This is a genomic window from Streptomyces sp. NPDC107546, from assembly GCF_055639175.1.
The window spans coordinates 328,158-345,710 of sequence record NZ_JBVKBA010000005.1; the positions used below are offsets into that span (position 1 = coordinate 328,158).

Annotated in this window: 14 protein-coding genes; 9 read left to right on the top strand and 5 right to left on the bottom strand. The window is 70.3% G+C overall.

Translation table 11 applies throughout. The features are described from left to right. The first annotated feature begins 3 nt into the window (after positions 1–3). Positions 4–591 carry a CGNR zinc finger domain-containing protein gene (locus ACZ7L1_RS10225; protein ID WP_471435833.1) on the top strand — a complete coding sequence of 196 codons (588 nt, stop codon included), beginning with the start codon at positions 4–6 and terminating at the stop codon, positions 589–591. A gap of 40 nt (positions 592–631) precedes the next feature. Here the strand turns inward: ACZ7L1_RS10225 and ACZ7L1_RS10230 are convergent, their stop codons facing one another. Beyond that, positions 632–1,687: a LacI family DNA-binding transcriptional regulator gene (locus tag ACZ7L1_RS10230; RefSeq protein WP_471435834.1), complete on the bottom strand. Its 1,056-nt coding sequence runs from the start codon at positions 1,685–1,687 to the stop codon at positions 632–634. A 319-nt stretch (positions 1,688–2,006) separates the two neighbouring features. Here ACZ7L1_RS10230 and ACZ7L1_RS10235 point away from each other — a divergent pair, with 319 nt between their 5' ends. Genes ACZ7L1_RS10235 through ACZ7L1_RS10250 form a run of 4 tightly spaced genes read left to right on the top strand, consistent with a single transcriptional unit; the run spans position 2,007 to position 6,942 of the window. Beyond that, positions 2,007–3,308 carry an ABC transporter substrate-binding protein gene (locus ACZ7L1_RS10235; protein ID WP_471435835.1) on the top strand — a complete coding sequence of 434 codons (1,302 nt, stop codon included), beginning with the start codon at positions 2,007–2,009 and terminating at the stop codon, positions 3,306–3,308. Between the two features lie 11 nt (positions 3,309–3,319). After that, positions 3,320–4,384, top strand: a complete 1,065-nt coding sequence (locus ACZ7L1_RS10240) for a carbohydrate ABC transporter permease (protein WP_471435837.1) — start codon at positions 3,320–3,322, stop codon at positions 4,382–4,384. Next, positions 4,381–5,214 carry a carbohydrate ABC transporter permease gene (locus ACZ7L1_RS10245; protein ID WP_471435839.1) on the top strand — a complete coding sequence of 278 codons (834 nt, stop codon included), beginning with the start codon at positions 4,381–4,383 and terminating at the stop codon, positions 5,212–5,214. The genes ACZ7L1_RS10240 and ACZ7L1_RS10245 overlap by 4 nt, the downstream gene beginning before the upstream one ends. A 51-nt stretch (positions 5,215–5,265) precedes the next feature. Continuing rightward, positions 5,266–6,942, top strand: coding sequence for a glycoside hydrolase family 13 protein (locus tag ACZ7L1_RS10250; protein ID WP_471435841.1), 1,677 nt, complete (start codon positions 5,266–5,268; stop codon positions 6,940–6,942). A 69-nt stretch (positions 6,943–7,011) separates the two neighbouring features. Here the strand turns inward: ACZ7L1_RS10250 and ACZ7L1_RS10255 are convergent, their stop codons facing one another. The 4 genes from ACZ7L1_RS10255 to ACZ7L1_RS10270 all read right to left on the bottom strand — a co-directional run bounded on the left by ACZ7L1_RS10255 (position 7,012) and on the right by ACZ7L1_RS10270 (position 12,916). Next, positions 7,012–8,334 carry an acyltransferase family protein gene (locus ACZ7L1_RS10255; RefSeq protein ID WP_471435843.1) on the bottom strand — a complete coding sequence of 441 codons (1,323 nt, stop codon included), beginning with the start codon at positions 8,332–8,334 and terminating at the stop codon, positions 7,012–7,014. Next, a complete protein-coding gene (locus ACZ7L1_RS10260; RefSeq protein WP_471435844.1) occupies positions 8,331–10,523 on the bottom strand; it encodes a glycosyltransferase in 2,193 nt (730 codons plus the stop codon). The genes ACZ7L1_RS10255 and ACZ7L1_RS10260 overlap by 4 nt, the downstream gene beginning before the upstream one ends. Further along, positions 10,523–11,698, bottom strand: a complete 1,176-nt coding sequence (locus ACZ7L1_RS10265; protein ID WP_471435846.1) for a hypothetical protein — start codon at positions 11,696–11,698, stop codon at positions 10,523–10,525. Before ACZ7L1_RS10265 ends, ACZ7L1_RS10260 begins: the two co-directional genes overlap by 1 nt. A 252-nt stretch (positions 11,699–11,950) precedes the next feature. Further along, on the bottom strand, positions 11,951–12,916 hold the full coding sequence (locus ACZ7L1_RS10270; RefSeq protein ID WP_471435847.1) for a LysR family transcriptional regulator: 966 nt from the start codon (positions 12,914–12,916) through the stop codon (positions 11,951–11,953). An 83-nt stretch (positions 12,917–12,999) separates the two neighbouring features. Here ACZ7L1_RS10270 and ACZ7L1_RS10275 point away from each other — a divergent pair, with 83 nt between their 5' ends. The 4 genes from ACZ7L1_RS10275 to ACZ7L1_RS10290 all read left to right on the top strand — a co-directional run bounded on the left by ACZ7L1_RS10275 (position 13,000) and on the right by ACZ7L1_RS10290 (position 17,545). Then, complete coding sequence (locus tag ACZ7L1_RS10275) at positions 13,000–14,310, top strand: MFS transporter (RefSeq protein ID WP_471435849.1); 1,311 nt, start codon at positions 13,000–13,002, stop codon at positions 14,308–14,310. A 120-nt stretch (positions 14,311–14,430) separates the two neighbouring features. Then, on the top strand, positions 14,431–15,726 hold the full coding sequence (locus tag ACZ7L1_RS10280) for an ABC transporter substrate-binding protein (RefSeq protein WP_471435851.1): 1,296 nt from the start codon (positions 14,431–14,433) through the stop codon (positions 15,724–15,726). Continuing rightward, positions 15,723–16,691, top strand: coding sequence for a carbohydrate ABC transporter permease (locus ACZ7L1_RS10285; protein ID WP_471435853.1), 969 nt, complete (start codon positions 15,723–15,725; stop codon positions 16,689–16,691). The genes ACZ7L1_RS10280 and ACZ7L1_RS10285 overlap by 4 nt, the downstream gene beginning before the upstream one ends. Then, a complete protein-coding gene (locus ACZ7L1_RS10290) occupies positions 16,688–17,545 on the top strand; it encodes a carbohydrate ABC transporter permease (protein WP_471435855.1) in 858 nt (285 codons plus the stop codon). Before ACZ7L1_RS10285 ends, ACZ7L1_RS10290 begins: the two co-directional genes overlap by 4 nt. Positions 17,546–17,553 lie beyond the last annotated feature (8 nt).

The following is a 17,553-nucleotide window of genomic DNA, read 5'->3' on the forward strand; positions in this document are numbered from 1 at the left end:
CACATGGCATCCGGCACGGTCACGGCCTCGTACACATTGCGGTTCGGCTCCGGGCGGATCTGTCTGGATCTGCTCACGACGACCCATCCCGAGGAACGGCTCGACTCGGTGGACCGGTTGCGGGCGTGGATCGCCGGAGCCGGCCTGGTGCCGCTGGGCACCGCGCTGACCGGGGTGGACGCGGGCTGGCTGCGGGCGTTTTGCGAACTGCGCGAGGACATCGGCCAGTTGGTGGGCGGGGAACTGGACGGGTGTCCGGCGGACGGGGCGCTGGCCCGGGTCAACGCGGCGGCCCGGATCGCACCGCCCGCGCCGTGCGCGGTCCGTACGGAGGACGGCGCGCTGGTGCGACGGCTGCGCACACTGCCCAGCTGCGAGGACCTGCTGGCGGCGGTGGCCCGCGAGGCCATAGAACTGCTGACCGACCCGAAGGCCAGGGCGAGCCTGCGGCGGTGCGAGGGCGACAACTGCCCGATCGTCTACCTGGACACGTCCCGGGGCCGACGCCGCCGCTGGTGCTCGAGCGAGGTGTGCGGCAACCGGGAGCGGGTGGCCCGCCACCGTCGACGGGCGGCGCTGGCACGGACGTAGGACGCAGGTCGTGCCGGACGTCCTCCCGCCTCCTACGGGATCACATGCCTGTCTCGGTCACCACGTCGTCGGCGGGCGCGGGCGGCGCGGTGGTCGCGCGAGGGATCAGATGGGTGGGCAGCACGACGTGGGGCGTGCGGTCGGCCTCGGGGTCGTCGATCATCTTCAGGGCGAGTTCCCCGGCCACCCGCCCCATGTCCGAGGGTGACTGGGCGACCGTGGACAGATCGAACCACTCGGCGACCTGGTGGTCGTCGAAGCCGATGACGGACATCCGCTCGGGCACCTGGATCCGCGCCGCACGCAGGGTGTGTATGACGGCGACGGCCAGCTCGTCCTGCTCGGCGAAGACTGCGGTGGGCGGCTCCCGCAGGCTCAGCAGCGCGCCTATCCCTGCGGCGAGACCGCGCTTGTCCTCGACCGACATGGTGACCACCAGCTCGTCGTCCAGGCGGATGCCGGCCTCGGTGAGCGCCTGCCGGTAGCCGAGCAGCCGTTCGCGCGAGCTGAAGGTGAAGCCGGTGGCACCCACCGTCGGCACGAAGGCGATCCTGCGGTGCCCGAGGTTGAGCAGGTGCCGGGTGGCCTTGCAGCCCCCGGCCACGTCGTCGACGTAGACGCTGGGGCGGCCCTTGGCGTGCTGGCTGACGTAGATGACCGGCATCCCGAGGTCGTCCAGCCGTGCCGTCTCCTCGTCGGTGAGGTCGAAGCCGAAGACGAGGAGCGCGTCGGCGTTCCGCCGGGCCGGGAGGTGCTCGAAGAACGAGGTGCGCTCGGCCATGTCCGGGATGACGTAGACGTTCAGCTCCATGCCGGCCGCACGCAGCAGCGGGCCCAGGCTGGACAGCGCCGACCCCATGAACCACGAGTTGAGCGTGGGCACGAGCACCGCGACGACCCCGGTCTTCCCCGTGACCAGGCTCGCCGCCTGCCGCGAGACCGCGAAGTTCAGCTCGCGGGCGGCCTGTTCGACGCGCACGCGGACGTCCGCCGAGACGGACGTCAGTCCGCGCAGGGTGCGGGAGACCGTGGACGCGGAGACGCCGGCCCGTTCGGCGACGTCGGCCATGGTGGGGTGCCGCTGAGCTGGTGGCATGAGCGGAAGTTAGCACAGAGGCGGACGTTTGACAGCTGGCTTGTGAAAGCGCTGTCACAGCCCCATCATGGGACCTTTTGCCCCGTTTTGCTGTAAAAACAGCTGCGGTACACACCTAAAACTGTCTGAATCATCGGCGACTTATGGATTGACTTCCCCTAACTGCACTCCTAGCGTGCAAGCGTTGTCACGGCGGCGTGCAAGGTGCTTTCGTGTAGCCGGCCTTGAGGGCTCCGACCTGCGCTTTTGAAGGATCTTCGCGCCGTGACAGCACTGTCAGCCGCGCCTTCGGTTCCGCACGACCAGGAGAGAGACAGTGATGACCAGGACCACCAGAGCCCTTCAGTGTTCGGCGACGCTCGCCGCCGCCGGGCTGCTCCTCACCGCCTGCGGCTCGTCCGGCGGCAGCGGCGGCAGCTCCGGACAGGACTCCCAGAGCATGTCGTTCAAGGGCCGCGGCCCCATCACGTACGTGGCCGGCAAGGACACCACCGGAACCATCCAGACGATCATCGACCGCTGGAACAAGCTGCACCCCAAGGAGAAGGTCACCTTCATCCAACTGCCGACGGACGCGGACTCTCAGCGGCAGCAGATGATCCAGAACGCGGAGACGAAGTCCGACGCCTACACGGTGCTCTCGCTCGACGTCGTGTGGACGTCGGAGTTCGCCGCCCACCAGTGGATCGACCGCCTGCCCGACACCCAGTTCCCGGTGCAGAACATGCTGAAGCCCGTGGTGGAGACCGCGAAGTACCGCGGCGGGCTGTACGCGGTTCCGGGCAGCTCCGACGGCGGCCTGCTGTACTACCGCAGCGACCTGCTGAAGAAGGCCGGCATCACCAGCCCTCCGGTGACCTGGCCCCAGATGACGGCCGACTGCGCCAAGGTGAAGAAGTTGCCCGAGGCCAAGGACATGTCCTGCTACGCCGGGCAGTTCCAGAAGTACGAGGGCCTGACGGTGAACTTCTCCGAGGCCGTGAACTCCGCGGGCGGCCAGGTCACCGACGCGAGCGGCAAGCCGGACGTCGACACCCCGCAGGCGAAGAAGGGACTGGACTTCCTCGTCGACTCCTTCAAGGACGGGACCATCCCCAAGGAGGCCATCACCTACCAGGAGGAGGACGGCCGTCAGGCGTTCCAGTCCGGCAAGCTGGTGTTCCTGCGCAACTGGCCGTACGTGTACGCGCTGGCCCAGAAGAGCCCGGTCGGGGGGAAGTTCGCGGTCGCGCCGCTGCCCGGCCTGAACGGGACCGGCTCCTCCAGCCTGGGCGGTCACAACCTGGCCCTGTCGTCCTCCGCCAAGAACAAGGCGACGGCCCTGGACTTCATGAAGTTCTTCAGCAGTGAGGAGAGCGCGAGCTACTTCCTGAAGAACGCCTCCCTCGCACCGCCGTACACGAACCTGTACGACGACGCGTCGCTGGACAAGCAGTATCCGTACCTGCCCGTCCTCAAGCAGTCCATCCTGCATGCCGTGCCGCGCCCGCGGGTCGTGCAGTACGGGGACGTGACGTCGGCGATCGAGAAGGAGGCCTACGCAGCCCTGTCCGGCAGCAAGAGCAGTGCGCAGGCTCTGCAGGATCTGCAGGCGGACCTGCAGAAGCTGACGGCGCAGTGAGGACACGGGTCATGTCCGACATCAAGATCCCGTCCGGAACGGCCGGGCGGGAGCCCGGGGCGGTCGACCGCCCCGGGCGGCCCTCCGCGCTGCCGAACCTCCGGCGCACACCCGCCCGCGCGACCACGGGCACGGGCCGGCTGGCGGCGCTGCTGGTCTCCCCCACGCTCCTGGTGCTGACGATCGTCGTGATCTATCCGACGCTCATGGCGCTCAACGAGTCGCTGTACGGGCCGAAGGGACTGGACCCCAAGACCGGCTTCATCAACAACACCGAGCCGTTCGTGGGCCTGAAGAACTACACCGACATCTTCACCCAGGCCGGAGACCGGTTCTGGAACGCCTTCTGGAACACCACCCTGTTCACCGTCGTCACGGTGCTGCTGGAGACGGTGATCGGTGTGGCCATGGCACTGATCATGCACAAGGCGTTCCGGGGCCGGGCCGTGGTGCGGGCGAGCATCCTCGTGCCCTGGGCGATTCCCACGGCCATCTCCGGCCTGCTGTGGCGGTGGATCTTCAACGCCGACGGAATCGCCAACGTCCTCGTCGGGCACCACGTCCTGTGGACCGCCGACGGCTTCTCGGCCAAGATCGCGGTCATCATCGCCGACGTGTGGAAGACCGCCCCCTTCATCGGGCTGCTGGTCCTGGCCGGCCTGCAGGTGATCCCGAAGGAGGTCTACGAGGCGGCCCGGATCGACGGGGCTGCCGCCTGGGGCCGGTTCTGGCACATCACCCTGCCTCTGGTGAAGCCCGCGCTGCTGGTCGCGGTGCTGTTCCGGTGCCTGGACGCGCTGCGGATGTTCGACCTGCCCTACATCCTCATCGGCGCACAGAAGAACTCGGTGGAAACCCTGTCGATGCTCGCGCAGAACGAGGCGTCCAACGTCCGCTTCGGACCGGCCTCCGCCTACGCGGTGCTCCTCTTCCTCTATGTCTTCCTCATCGCGCTCGCCTTCGTCCGGCTGCTGGGCGCCGACCTCGTCGGCGACGGCGGCGTCCACGGCAGGCGCGAGCGCCGGACCGGGCGCCGGGGCGCCGTGGCGCTGCGCCGTGCGGAGGTGACGGCATGACCCTCACAGCCACCTGGCGTCAGCGGCTGCCCTACGTGGGTGTCGCCGTGGTGGTCGCCTACTGCCTGGCCCCGTTCTACTGGATGGTGGTCTCCAGCCTGCGGCGCGACGACGACATCTTCAGCACCTCGCTGTTTCCCACGCGCCTGTCGTTCGCGAACTACCGGGCGGTGTTCAACCCCTCCCAGGGGTTCTCGCGCGCGCTGCTCAACAGCCTGATCGTCGCCGGCATCACCACGGCACTGGCGCTGCTGCTGGCCACGTTCACCGCGTACGCGATGGCCCGGCTGGACTTCCGGTTCAAGCGGCTGGTCCTCACGCTGATCATCGCCACCTCGATGTTCCCGGTGGTGTCGATCGTGGTTCCGCTGCTGAAGCTGTTCACGGACATCGGCTGGATCAACACCTACCAGGCCATGATCGTGCCGAGCATGTCCTTCGCGCTGCCGCTGGCGGTGTGGAACCTGACCACGTTCTTCCGCCAGATGCCGGACGAGCTGGAGCACGCCGCGATGGTCGACGGCTGCACCCGCGGCCAGGCGTTCCGCAGGATCATCATTCCGCTCGCCGCGCCCGGCATCTTCACCACCGCGATCATCACCTTCATCGCCGCCTGGAACGAGTTCCTCATCGCCCTGTCGATGACCAACAAGCCCGCCATGCAGACCGCGACGGTCGCCATCTCGAAGTTCTCCGGAGCCACGACGTACCAGACGCCGTTCGGCAGCCAGATGGCTGCAGGCGTCATCGTCACGATCCCGCTGGTGATCATGGTGCTGCTCTTCCAGCGCCGTATCGTCGCCGGACTCACCGCAGGCGCGGCCAAGTAGGCACCGGCGCCGCGCCGCCCCTTCCCGACGTCCAAGGAGTAACGCACTCGTATGTCCGGTACCGCACCGTGGTGGCGCAGCGCCGTCATCTACCAGATCTACATCCGCAGCTTCGCCGACGGGAACGGTGACGGCGTCGGCGACATCGCCGGCATCCGCTCCCGTCTGCCGTATCTGAAGTCGCTCGGGGTCGACGCCATCTGGATCAACCCGTGGTACAAGTCGCCGATGGCGGACCACGGTTACGACGTGGCGGACTTCCGTGAGATCGACCCGCTGTTCGGCACGGTGGCCGAGGCGGAGAAGCTCATCGAGGAGGCGCACCGGCACGGGATCCGCGTCATCCCCGACATCGTGCCCAACCACACCTCCGACCAGCACGCCTGGTTCCAGGCGGCGCTGGCGGCGGGGCCGGGCAGCCCCGAGCGGGAGCGTTACGTCTTCCGGTCCGGCCGTGGGCCGGGCGGCGCGGAGCCGCCCAACGACTGGGTCTCCTGCTTCGGCGGCCCCGCCTGGACACGGCTGCCCGACGGGGAGTGGTACCTGCACCTGTTCGCCCCCGAGCAGCCCGACCTCAACTGGGAACACCCTGAGGTGAGGGCCGAGTTCGAGTCGATCCTGCGGTTCTGGTTCAGCCGGGGCGTGGACGGTTTCCGTATCGATGTGGCGCACGGACTCGTCAAGCACCCCGAACTGCCCGACCTGCCGCCCCGCCCCGAGCCGGCGGGGGTGCTCGGACCGCTCTCCCGCCGCGAGGACACGGAGGAGCGGATCCGGCAGCACGTCGACCACCCGCACTGGGACCGCGACGAGGTCCACGACATCTACCGCGCGTGGCGCAAGGTGGCCGACGAGTTCCCCGGCGACCGGTCGTTCGTGGCCGAGGCCTGGGCGGACACCCCGGAGCGGCTCGCCGCCTACGTCCGCCGGGACGGCCTGCACACCGCGTTCAACTTCGACTTCCTGATGGCGAGCTGGGACGCGAAGGACCTGCGCGCGGTCATCGACGACTCGCTCGCCATGCTCGGCGCGGTGGGCGCACCGGCCACCTGGGTGCTGTCCAACCACGACGTCATGCGCCACGTCAGCCGCTACGGCCGCAGGACCGTCAAGCGGTGGCTGGCCAACGAACGCTACGAGCCCGAAGGCCCCCTGGACCTCGAGCTGGGCATCCGGCGCGCCCGTGCGGCGGCCCTGCTGATGCTCGCCCTGCCCGGCGGCGCCTACATCTACCAGGGCGAGGAACTCGGCCTGCCGGAGGTCGAGGACCTGCCCGAGTCCGTCCTGCAGGACCCGATCTGGGAGCGCTCCGGGCACACGGACCGCGGCCGTGACGGCTGCCGGGTGCCGATCCCCTGGTCCGGGCACACCCCGCCGTTCGGCTTCAGCCCCGAGGGTGCCTCGGCCGCGCCCTGGCTGCCACAGCCCGCCGACTGGGGCGAGCGCAGCGTGGAGGCGCAGACCGGTGACGAGACGTCGATGCTGGAGCTCTACCGTCGCGCCCTGCGCGTGCGCCGCGAGCATCCGGCGCTCGGCGACGGAACTCTGGTCTGGCTGGACGCTCCCGCCGGAGTCCTCGCCCTCCGCCGCGAACCCGGCTTCGTCTGCGTGGTCAACCTCTCGTCCGAGGCGTACCGGCTGCCCGACCACACCTCGGTCCTGCTGGCGAGCGGTCCCGTCGAGGACGGCGTGCTGGCACCGGACCAGGCGGCCTGGCTGGCGGTGTAGCCGTCCATGGGACACCAGGGCCGTCCGGTGCGTCCCCGCTCACCGGACGGCCCTGGTTCTGCCCGGCTCTCACACGGACCCGGCCCGCCTGCGTCCCGCCGACCGGTTCCGCCCCGGCCCGTTCCGCCCCGACCCCTTCCGACCTGGCCCGTTCCGACCCGGCCCGTTCCGACCCGCCCCGTTCGGCCACAGCCTCGGGCTCCGCTTGGCCGCCCTGTCCTCGATCCAGCCGAACGCTACGATCGCCAGGCCGATCAGCGGCCAGATCAGGACGAACATCCACAGCGTGTACGTCGCGTCCAGCGCCGCCACCGCGCTGTCGGCCTGCAGGAAGGGGAGCTTGTAGAGCTGGTCCAGGATCGGGACCGTGGCCATGATCAGCATGTTGTGCCACAGGTAGATCGTGACCGCGCGGTTGTTGGACAGGGTCACCAGCTTGTCCCAGCGGCGCAGCCGGCCCGGGAGCTCCTGCCAGGACGGGGAGTACTGCAGGAGGATGACGACGAACCCGAAGGACCAGGTCGCCTGGGCCAGCGGGATGTCGTTCAGGTCCCATCCGTCGGGGCCCTGGTGGCCCGACGCCCACCACAGGCCGAACGCCATCAGCTGGGCCGAGCAGGAGACGGCGACATAGCGGGGGATCCGGGCCAGAAGGCCCTCGTGGTGGGCGAAGCCGAGGACCCAGCAGCCGCCGTATACCGCGAAGTCCGTCACCGCGTTGCCCGTCTCGCCGGGGATCGAGACCAGGCCCGTGCCGACGACCGCCGTCAGGCCCAGCGGCGCCAGCAGCGTCGGCCACGGAGCCCGCCTGAACGCCCACAGGAGCAGCGGCGAGGCCACCACGAACCACAGGTACGCCCGCAGGTACCACAGCGGCCCCACCGCCTGCACCGCCCAGGTGTCCTCCAGCAAACCCGACTTGGCGCCCAGGTGCCAGGGGAAGGGCGGGGCGCCGACCGGGAGCACATAGTCGACCAGGCCGAGCAGGCCCCAGGTGCCGCCGTGGTCCCGGTCCTTCAGCGGGTTCCAGCCGCCCGCGAACATCAGCGTCAGGACCACCGCGCTGAACGCCCACAGGGGCGGCAGCAACCTGCGCACCCGGCTCCTGACCACGCTCAGCGCCGGGCGGCTCAGGGAACGGGCCATCAGGGAGCCCGCCAGGGCGAACATCACGCCCATCGACGGGAAGAGCACGGTCAGCCAGGCCCAGCCGAAGAGGTGGTAGACCACGACCCGGACCAGGGCCAGGGAGCGCAGGAGGTCCAGGTAGCGGTCGCGGCCCGGTGTGCGGGCTTCGGGGCTCTTCTTCTCCGCCTCCTGCTGCCGCGGGATCCCGTACGCCGACGTCGGCTCCGGGCCCGTGCCCGTTCCCGTGGTGTAGCCGTGGGTCATGCCACGGGCCTCCGATCACTGTGCGGCCGCGGCTGCGGCACGGGGCCGCCCGGCGCCTCCACGACACCGGTGCGCCGCAGCTTCTGCCAGCGCAGCCGGCCGCCGGTGAGCGCCGTGATCCAGGACTGGAGCAGCACGACGTACATCAGCTGGCGGTAGAGGATCTGCTGCAGGGGCAGCGAGAGCAGGTGGGTCATGCGTTCGCGGTCGAGGCGGAAGGCGTACGCCGCGCAGGCGGCCTGGATCGCCAGGACGCCCAGCCACGCCACGACCGTCTTCTGCGTCGGGCCGAACACCACTCCGTAGAGCAGGAAGACGTCGATGAGCGGGGCCAGCAGCGGGGCCACCACCATGAACAGGGAGACCAGGGGAAGGCCCACCCGGCCGAAGCGTCCGGACGGACCGCGCTCCAGCAGCGCACCCCGGTGCTTCCAGATCGCCTGCATGGTGCCGTACGACCAGCGGTAGCGCTGGGACCACAGCTGCTGGACCGTCTCCGGGGCCTCCGTCCAGGCACGGGCGTTCTCGGCGTACACCACCCGCCAGCCGTCGCGGTGCAGCGCCATGGTGATGTCGGTGTCCTCGGCGAGCGTGTCGTCGCTCATGCCGCCCACCCGTTCCAGCGCGGACCTGCGGAACGCCCCGACCGCGCCGGGGATCGTCGGCATGCAGCGCAGGATGTCGTACATGCGGCGGTCGAGGTTGAAGCCCATCACGTACTCGATGTGCTGCCACGCGCCGATGAGGGAGTTCCGGTTGCCCACCTTCGCGTTGCCCGCCACCGCACCGACGCGCGGGTCGGCGAAGGGCTGGACCAGTTCCCGGACGGTGGCCGGCTCGAAAACCGTGTCGCCGTCCATCATCACCACCAGGTCGTAACGGGCGTTCGCCACACCGCGGTTGAGGGCGGTCGGCTTGCCCGCGTTGAGCTGCCGTACGACACGCACGTTGGGCAGGCCCATCGCCTCGACGATCCGGGCCGTGCCGTCGGTCGAGCCGTCGTCGACGACGACCACCTCGATGGGGTGCTCGCTCGCCATCAGGGAGCGGACGGTGTTCTCGATGCACTTGGCCTCGTTGTACGCGGGCACCAGCACCGACACCGGTTCGGTGACCGGCGCCCCCCAGCGGAAGCCGCGGCGGCGCACCCGGCGCGCGTGGACGCCGGAGAGCAGCAGCATCAGCACGAAGCGGCCGATGACGAGGCTGCCGACCACCGCGAGGCAGACCACCATGACGTCGGTGACCTTCTCGGAGGCCTGGACCAGGAAGATCCACGCCTTGCCCTTCCACGCGTCGAGGCCGGTGACCGGGGTGAGGGCGCTGGGCGCGCCGAGCGCCTCGGTGAGGTTCTGGAACCGGTAGCCCTCGGCCTGGAGTCCCGGCAGGAACCGGTCCAGTGCCTGCACCGTCTGGTGGCGGTCGCCGCCGGAGTCGTGCATCAGGACGATCGCGCCCTTGCCGCCGTGCGGCGTGGCACGGCGGATGATCTCGCCGACACCGGGCTTCTGCCAGTCCTCGCTGTCGGTGTCGTTGACGACGGTGATGTAGCCGCGGCTGCCGATGTACTCGGTCACGGGCCAGGACTTGTCGTCCATGGCGTCGGCGAAGGAGGAGTACGGCGGCCGGAAGAGGGAGGTGCGCACGCCGGCCGCCCCGCTGATCGCGAGCTGGTTCGTGGACAGCTCCCAGTCGATGCGGCGCTTCGACTGGTAGGACAGGTCGGGGTGGTTGAAGGTGTGCAGGCCGACCTCGTGGCCCTCCGCCACCATGCGGGCGACGAGGTCGGGGTAGCGCGAGGCCATGGTGCCGGTGACGAAGAAGACCGCGTGCGCGTGGTGTTTCTTCAGCACGTCGAGGACCTTGGGCGTCCACGTGGGGTCGGGGCCGTCGTCGAAGGTGAGGACCAGGCGGTGGTCCGGCACACGAATGGTGCTGGTGCGGCCGCTGCGGGTGTCGATGACCGGACCGCCGTCCAGGATCTTCTCCGGGACGTGGCCGGTGGCCGCCTCGGGCCGGATGCGGTGGTCGGCGAGGATCTCGCTGTGCACGAAGCCGCGCAGCATCAGCATCGTCACGAGGGTGACGAGGAGGAGCGTGGGCAGCAGCAGGCGCATGGGCACGCGGCGGCGCCGGGCGCCGTCGCGGGCGCCGGTCGCGGCGCCGGGACGGCGGGTGCGGGATGCCATCAGAGGACGTACTCCGGGGGACGGGAGAGCGAGGAGGAGGACCCGGCGGCGTCTTCGGCGACGGGGGTGTTCGTGCGCGGGCCCTCGGCCACCGGCGTCGGCCTGCTCGGGCCGTCGGCGACGCTGCCCATGCCCGGGCCCGTGCTGCCGCCGTCCGGGCTCGGCGACGGGTCGGGCGAGGGGTTGCCGCCCGCCGAGGGGCTCACGGCGGGCGGGATGGAGACGGGCACCGACGGGCGCAGACTCGGCTGGGTCACGCCGGACCCCGGGTTCCTGGTGGTGCTCGTGGCGGACGGCCCGGGATCGGCGGAGGTGCCCGGCCGTCCCGGGCTCGCGGAGGCGCCGGCGGTGTGGGCGCCGAGGCCCGGCGACGGTGTCGTGGCGTCGCTCGCCGACGCGGTCACGCCCGGGGCGGGGCTGCCCGACACGGACGGCTGCGCGGACTGGGAGGGCAGCGGCGAACTGTCGACCTTGCTCGCCGGCACGTCCTCCTGCTCCCTGGGCACCGGCAGCCAGGGCGCGGCGGAGTTGCCCGACAGCAGGGTGGCGACGATGACGGCGGCGTAGGCGGCGCAGGCGACACCGACGGCGATGCCGATACGGCGCAGCCGGCGCCCGCGCCGCCCGGACTCGTCCACGAAGACGGGGCCCTCGGAGCCGTCCCGGCCGCCGGGCTCCCCACGCTCGGCCTGTCCGGGTCCCGCCCCGAGCCGCCAACCCGTGCTGTCGAGCTGGACGGTCACCTCGTGCGGGTCGTGGGCGTGCTCGATGTCGGCCGAGCCGTGCCAGGCGTCCCGGCGAGCGGCGCCGCCGCGCTGCGCGGGGATGCCCGGGGCCCCGGCCGGCTCCGGCAGGCCCGCGTGACCGGCGAGCCCGGGAGGAAGCTCGATCTCGGTGACCTCCGGAGGACGCGCACCGGCACCGGCCTTGAGAACGGCCTCGGCTTCGGTGACGCCCGGGCGTCCCGCGCGACGGTCGGCCCTGCGAAGGACCTCGGTCCGGGCGGCCTCCGGCAGGCCCGCGCGCCGCACGGCCCTGGGAAGGAGCTCCGTCTCGGTGAGGTCCGGCAGGCCGACGCCCGCGCCCGCACCGGCTCGCGGCAGGACCTCGGTCGCGTCCATGCCCGTCTGACCCGCACCCGCGCGCAGCGTCTCCGTTCCGCCGAACTCCGCCAAGGAACGGATGTCATGCCCGCCGACTGGGACTTCTCGGGTCGCCGATGCGGCATCGGGCCATTCCGGTTGGGCGTCTTCCCGCCACTTTTCCACGCGCGCACATCCCCCCACGGGACAGTTCCGGGTGCGCCTACGACCCCGAGCACCCGTCGACCGGACCAGGCCCCCACCTGGCCCGAGCGCCCCCCTCTTACCAAGTCCTTGCCCGGGCCATGAATGTAGCGCATGTGGGGGATGTGTGGTTCCGATGCGCTAGTTCCGGGTACTCATGGCTGCCTCGTCATTGGCCGGAATCCATCCATCCACGGGCCGCCGCAACCACCCCTCCGCCGCGGCGACCTCGGCCGAGGCCCGTCGAAGCGCATCGAGTCCCGGATGCGTCAGCCCTTGTCGCCACACCAGCGAGACAGGCGAAAGCGGTACGGGATCGACGAGCGGACGCCGCACCGTCCCGGGCAGCGCGGGGAAGTCCACCACGGCAAGAATCGGATGGCCCGTCCTCGCCATGATCCGCTGGAACTCCTCGTCCCCGACGGCCAGCGGGGCCGGTGGCGCAACCTGGATGTCCCGCCCGTCGAACAGTCGGTGCGCGAGGTCGGTCCACTCCGGCGTGCGCGGGTTCCCGGCGCCCGCGTACACCGTCTCCCCGGCAAGGGCGGCCAGCGGCACCGCCTGCAGCGCCGCCAGACGGTGGTCCTCGGGCAGGACGACCGCCATCGGCTCGTACCGCACGGGCTGCTGGTCGAGCCCGGTCCGCAGCGCCGGCGGAAGACCCGCGAACCGGCCGAACGACGCGTCCAGCCGGCCCGCGAGCACTTCGGCCGCGGCATACGTGAGACCGCTTTCGTAGCGGGCCATCAACTCCAGATCGGGGACCAGCGCACGAGCCCTGTGCAGTACCCGTCGTCCGGTGACCAGCCCCGGGGAGTTCAGGTCCACCAGGAGCGGCCGTGCCTGCCCGAAGGCGGCGAGGAGTTCCTCCTGCGCGTCCAGCACCCGGCGCGCGTACGGCAGCAGGCGCTCGCCCTCGGGGGTCAGCGTGACCTGCCGTGTCGTACGGACGAACAGCTCGGTGCCCAACTCCCGCTCCAGCCTGCGGATGTCCCGGCTCAACGCCTGCTGGGCGACGTAGAGGCGGGTCGCGGCGCGGGTGAAGTGCAGTTCCTCCGCGACGGCGAGGAAGGCGCGGAGCAGGCGGGGGTCGACGGCGGCGGGCATCCGGCGAACTTACAACGCAGGTGCGTCAATCGCCACGGAGTAAGTGTTGGACCCCAGGTCACGGGCCGGGCGACGCTTCCTGCATGCCGCAGCCTTCCTCTCGCAGACCACCCCTGCTCACCGTCACGCAGGACACCCTCGTCGCCGTCGACTTCACCCCGCGCACCGCCGGCAGGGCGCCCGACCCGCGCAACCCCTACCGCCGGCTCTTCGCCCACCCCGGCACCCGCGCCTTCACGATCGGGAACCTCATCGCCCGGCTCCCCATCGGCATGTTCAGCGTCAGCTCGGTCATCATGATCGCCGGTTCGCGGGGCTCGTACGCACTCGCCGGAGCGGTCACCGCCACCGGCCTCGTGGCCACGGCCGCCGTCGGCCCCTGGGTGGCGCGGCTCGTCGACCGTCGCGGCCAGGCCCGGATCGTCCTGCCCGCAACGCTGTTCGCGCTGCTCGGGAGCCTCGCACTGGTCCTGTGCGTGCACTACGACGCCCCCGCCTGGACCCTGTTCGCCGCGCACGCGGCCACCGCCACCACCCCCAACGTCGGCGGCCTGTCCCGCGCCCGCTGGGCCCACCTGTTCCGGGACGCCCCGGACGCCCTGCACACGGCGAACTCCTTCGAGCAGGCCGCCGACGAACTGTGCTACCTGCTCGGCCCGGTGCTCGCCGCCTTCCTCTGCACCCGGCTCTTCCCGGAGGCCGGCACTCTGGCCGGCGCCTTCCTGCTGCTCACCGGCATGCTGATCTTCACCAGCCGGCGCGCCACGGAACCGCCGCCGCGCCGCCGCCCGGGCACCCGGCCCCCGCTGCGCGCCCCCGGTATGCCCCCGCTCCTGCTCGGCCTGCTGGCCACCGGCGCGGTGTTCGGAGCCATGGAGGTCGTCACCGTGGCGTTCGCGGACACACAGGGGCACAAGGCGGCTGCCGGCCCGGTCCTCGCCCTGCAGGCCGCCGGTTCGTGCGCCGCCGGACTGCTCTACGGCGCGCTGCGGCCCGCCGGTCCGGCCGAGCGCCGCTATGTGTGGTGCCTCGCGGCGATGACGGCCCTCATGGCCCTGCCCCTGCTCGCGGCGCGCACCACCGGTTCCCTCCTCGCCCTCGCGCCCGCCCTGCTGCTCGCGGGCATGGCCACCGCCCCGACGATGGTCACGGCGATGGTGCTGGTCCAGCGGCGCACTCCCGAGGGCCGTTCGAACGAGGGCATGACCCTCGCCGTGACGGCTCTGCTCGGGGGCGTGGCCTGCGGTTCCGCCATCGGCGGCTGGGCGGTGGAGCACCTGTCCCCGACCGCCGGTTTCGCCCTCCCCACGACCGCCGCGGGCCTCGCCCTGGCAATCGCTCTCGGGCACAGGGCGGTCGAAGGAATCCGCACCGATTCGTGCGCCCCCCATTGACGCGATCGGAACGCCCACATACCTTCCCCCGTCGAAGCGCTTCGACGTCGCGCATCGAAACGATTCGACGAACCCTGCGTGATCGCTCCGATACCCGTCCGACTCCCGCGGAGGCACTGGATGTTGACAGCACGACGACGTGTGGTGGCGACGGCTGCGGTGGTCCTGTCCGGATCCCTGCTCCTGGCCTCCTGCGGCGGCTCGGACAGCGGCTCTTCCGACGGCAAGACGCTGAAGCTGTGGCACTACGAGGGCCCGGACAGCGCGATGGGCGCCGCCTGGAACGAGGCCATCAAGGAGTTCGAGGCCAAGCACCCGGGCGTGAAGGTGAAGTTCGAGGAGAAGGGCTTCGAACAGATCCAGAAGACCGCGCCCATGGTGCTCAACTCCTCCGACGCGCCCGACATCATGGAGTACAACAAGGGCAACGCGACGGCGGGCCTGCTGTCCAGGCAGGGACTTCTGACCGATCTGACCGCCGAGGTCACCAAGCGCGGCTGGGACAAGAAGCTCAGCGCGGGCGTGAAGACCACGAGCCAGTACGACGCGGGCGGCGTCATGGGCTCCGGCAAGTGGTACGGGGTGCCCAATTACGCCGAATACACCATGGTCTTCTACAACAAGGACCTGTTCAAGAAGTACGGGATCGCCGAGCCGAAGACGTTCGACGACCTGACCGCCGCGATGGACAAGTTCGTCGCCAAGGGCATCACCCCGCTCGCCGACGCTGGCGCCGAGTACATGGCCCAGCAGTACCTGTACCAGCTGGCGCTGTCGAAGGCCGACCGCTCCTGGGTCGACAGTTACGAGCTGTACAAGGGCAAGACCGACTTCCACGACGCGGCCTGGACGTATGGCGCGACCACCTTCGCCGACTGGGTGAAGAAGGGCTACATCAGCAAGACGTCCAGCGGCACCAAGGCCGAGGACGCGGGCGTCGCCTTCATCCAGGGCAAGAACCCGATCCTGTTCAGCGGAAGCTGGTGGTACGGGCGCTTCAAGACGGAGAACAAGTTCGACTGGGGCACCATGCTCTGGCCGGGCTCCGCCCTCACCCTCGGGTCCGGCGGCAACCTCTGGGTCGTGCCCAAGGGCGCCGAGAACAAGGACCTCGCCTACGACTTCATCGACATCACCATGTCGGCGAAGATCCAGAACCTGCTGGGCAACAAGGGCGGCGTCCCGGTCGCGGCCGACCCGAACGCCATCACCGACCCGCAGTCCAAGGCCCTCATCGCCGACTTCAACACGCTCTCCCAGCGCGACGGCCTCGCCTTCTACCCCGACTGGCCCGTCCCCGGCTTCTACGACACCCTCGTCTCCGAGACGCAGAAGCTGATCACGGGCAGCGAGCAGCCGGACGCCTATCTCAGCGCGTTGCAGAAGGCGTACGACCAGGGCGCGCCGAAGCAATGACGATCACCGTCGAACGGGGGGCGCGGGCCGTCGGCAAGCGCCCGCACACCGGCCCGCGTCGCCCCCGCTCCCAGACCTCGTACGCGCTCTTCCTGCTGCCCGGCGTGCTCTCGTTCCTCGCCGTGATCATCGTCCCGTTCCTGATGAACACGGGCGTCAGCTTCACCGAGTGGAGCGGCATCGGCTCACCGAAGTGGACCGGTCTCGACAACTATCGCCAACTGCTGGACGACAGCGAGTTCTGGGCGTCGTTCCGGCACAGTCTGTTCATGGTCGTCGCCATGGCGGTCGTGCCGACGATGATCGGACTCGTCCTCGCGGCCGCGCTGTTCGACTACATCGGCAAGCACTTCGGCAGCAAGCTGGCCGCCGTGCTGCGCGCCTGCTTCTACCTGCCGCAGGTCCTGCCTGTCGCGGTGGCGGGCATCGTCTGGAGCTGGGTCCTCGCCCCGGACAACGGCTCCCTGAACGCGCTGCTGAAGGCGGTGGGTCTCGGCTCCTGGCAGCAGGACTGGCTCGGCGACCCGGACATCGCCCTCTACAGCGTCATGGGGGTGATGGTGTGGGTGCAGCTGGGCTTCCCGCTGGTCGTCTTCATGGCCGGGCTCCAGCGCGTCGACCCGCAGTTGTACGAGGCGGCCGAACTGGACGGCGCCGGTTGGTGGCGCCGCTTCTGGCACATCACGCTGCCGCAGATCAGACCGGAGATCTATGTGGTGCTGACCTGGTGCACGGTCGCGGCGCTGAAGGTGTTCGGGGCGGTGTACGTGCTGACGAAGGGCGGCCCCGGCGGGGCGACCGACGTCCCGTCCTACTTCTCCTTCACCACCTTCTTCGAGAAGACCCAGGCCGGGTACGGCGCCGCGATCTCCACCGTCCTCACCGTGATCATCCTGCTCCTCGCGATGGTGGGCCTGAAGCTCCAGACCCGCGCCGAGGACGCCGAGGAAGGGGCCCGCGCATGACCGCCGTACGCACCGAGATCCGCACGCGGCCCCGCACGGCCCTCGGCCGCTACCCCGTTCTCGTCGCCCTGTGCATCGCGGCCCTGTTCATGGTGCTGCCGTTCCTGATCGTCGCCGCCAACGCCGTGAAGTCCCCCGCCGAGTACTCCCAGCACGGGCCGCTGAGCCTGCCGAAGGGCCTGTACCTGGACGGTCTGAAGGACTTCTGGCAGCGCGTCGACTACGGCCACAAGCTCCTCAACTCCGTCCTCATCAGCGGCTCGGTGGCCGTCCTTGCGGCGGTGCTGTCCGTGCTGAACGCGTACGCGATCGGCATCGGCCGCATCAAGGGGCGCACCTGGGTGCTGGCCTTCTTCGTGCTCGCCAACGTGCTGCCGCAGGAGGCGCTGGTCTACCCGCTCTACTACCTCAGCAAGCAGGCCGGCCTCTACGACACCCGGCTGAGCGTGATCATCGTCTTCACGGTGATCCAGGCCGCCTTCGGCACCTATCTGCTCTCCTCGGTCCTCGGGCAGTTCCCGCGCGAGATCATCGAGGCCGCCCGGATCGACGGGGCGAACAAGTGGCAGGTGCTGTGGCGGATCGTGGTCCCGGTCAGCCGGCCCACGATCGGGGTGCTGCTCGTCTTCTTCTTCATCTGGACGTGGAACGAGTTCCTGCTGCCCCTGGTCATGCTGATCTCCAACGACAACCAGACGGTGTCGGTGGCGCTCGGCGTCCTGCAGGGTCAGCGTCTCATGGACGCCACGATGACGAATGCCGCCGCTCTGCTGGGCGTGCTGCCCGCCATCGTCTTCTTCCTCGTCTTCCAGCGGACTCTCACCCGCGGCATCGCCGTGGGTGCCGTCAAGTAGGGGGCACG

Coding starts and splice junctions, on each gene's coding strand:
- ACZ7L1_RS10225 (WP_471435833.1), top strand. CDS start 4: ATGGCATCCGGCACGGTCACGGCCTCGTACACATTGCGGTTCGGCTCC.
- ACZ7L1_RS10230 (WP_471435834.1), bottom strand. CDS start 1,687: ATGCCACCAGCTCAGCGGCACCCCACCATGGCCGACGTCGCCGAACGG.
- ACZ7L1_RS10235 (WP_471435835.1), top strand. CDS start 2,007: ATGACCAGGACCACCAGAGCCCTTCAGTGTTCGGCGACGCTCGCCGCC.
- ACZ7L1_RS10240 (WP_471435837.1), top strand. CDS start 3,320: ATGTCCGACATCAAGATCCCGTCCGGAACGGCCGGGCGGGAGCCCGGG.
- ACZ7L1_RS10245 (WP_471435839.1), top strand. CDS start 4,381: ATGACCCTCACAGCCACCTGGCGTCAGCGGCTGCCCTACGTGGGTGTC.
- ACZ7L1_RS10250 (WP_471435841.1), top strand. CDS start 5,266: ATGTCCGGTACCGCACCGTGGTGGCGCAGCGCCGTCATCTACCAGATC.
- ACZ7L1_RS10255 (WP_471435843.1), bottom strand. CDS start 8,334: ATGACCCACGGCTACACCACGGGAACGGGCACGGGCCCGGAGCCGACG.
- ACZ7L1_RS10260 (WP_471435844.1), bottom strand. CDS start 10,523: ATGGCATCCCGCACCCGCCGTCCCGGCGCCGCGACCGGCGCCCGCGAC.
- ACZ7L1_RS10270 (WP_471435847.1), bottom strand. CDS start 12,916: ATGCCCGCCGCCGTCGACCCCCGCCTGCTCCGCGCCTTCCTCGCCGTC.
- ACZ7L1_RS10275 (WP_471435849.1), top strand. CDS start 13,000: ATGCCGCAGCCTTCCTCTCGCAGACCACCCCTGCTCACCGTCACGCAG.
- ACZ7L1_RS10280 (WP_471435851.1), top strand. CDS start 14,431: ATGTTGACAGCACGACGACGTGTGGTGGCGACGGCTGCGGTGGTCCTG.
- ACZ7L1_RS10285 (WP_471435853.1), top strand. CDS start 15,723: ATGACGATCACCGTCGAACGGGGGGCGCGGGCCGTCGGCAAGCGCCCG.
- ACZ7L1_RS10290 (WP_471435855.1), top strand. CDS start 16,688: ATGACCGCCGTACGCACCGAGATCCGCACGCGGCCCCGCACGGCCCTC.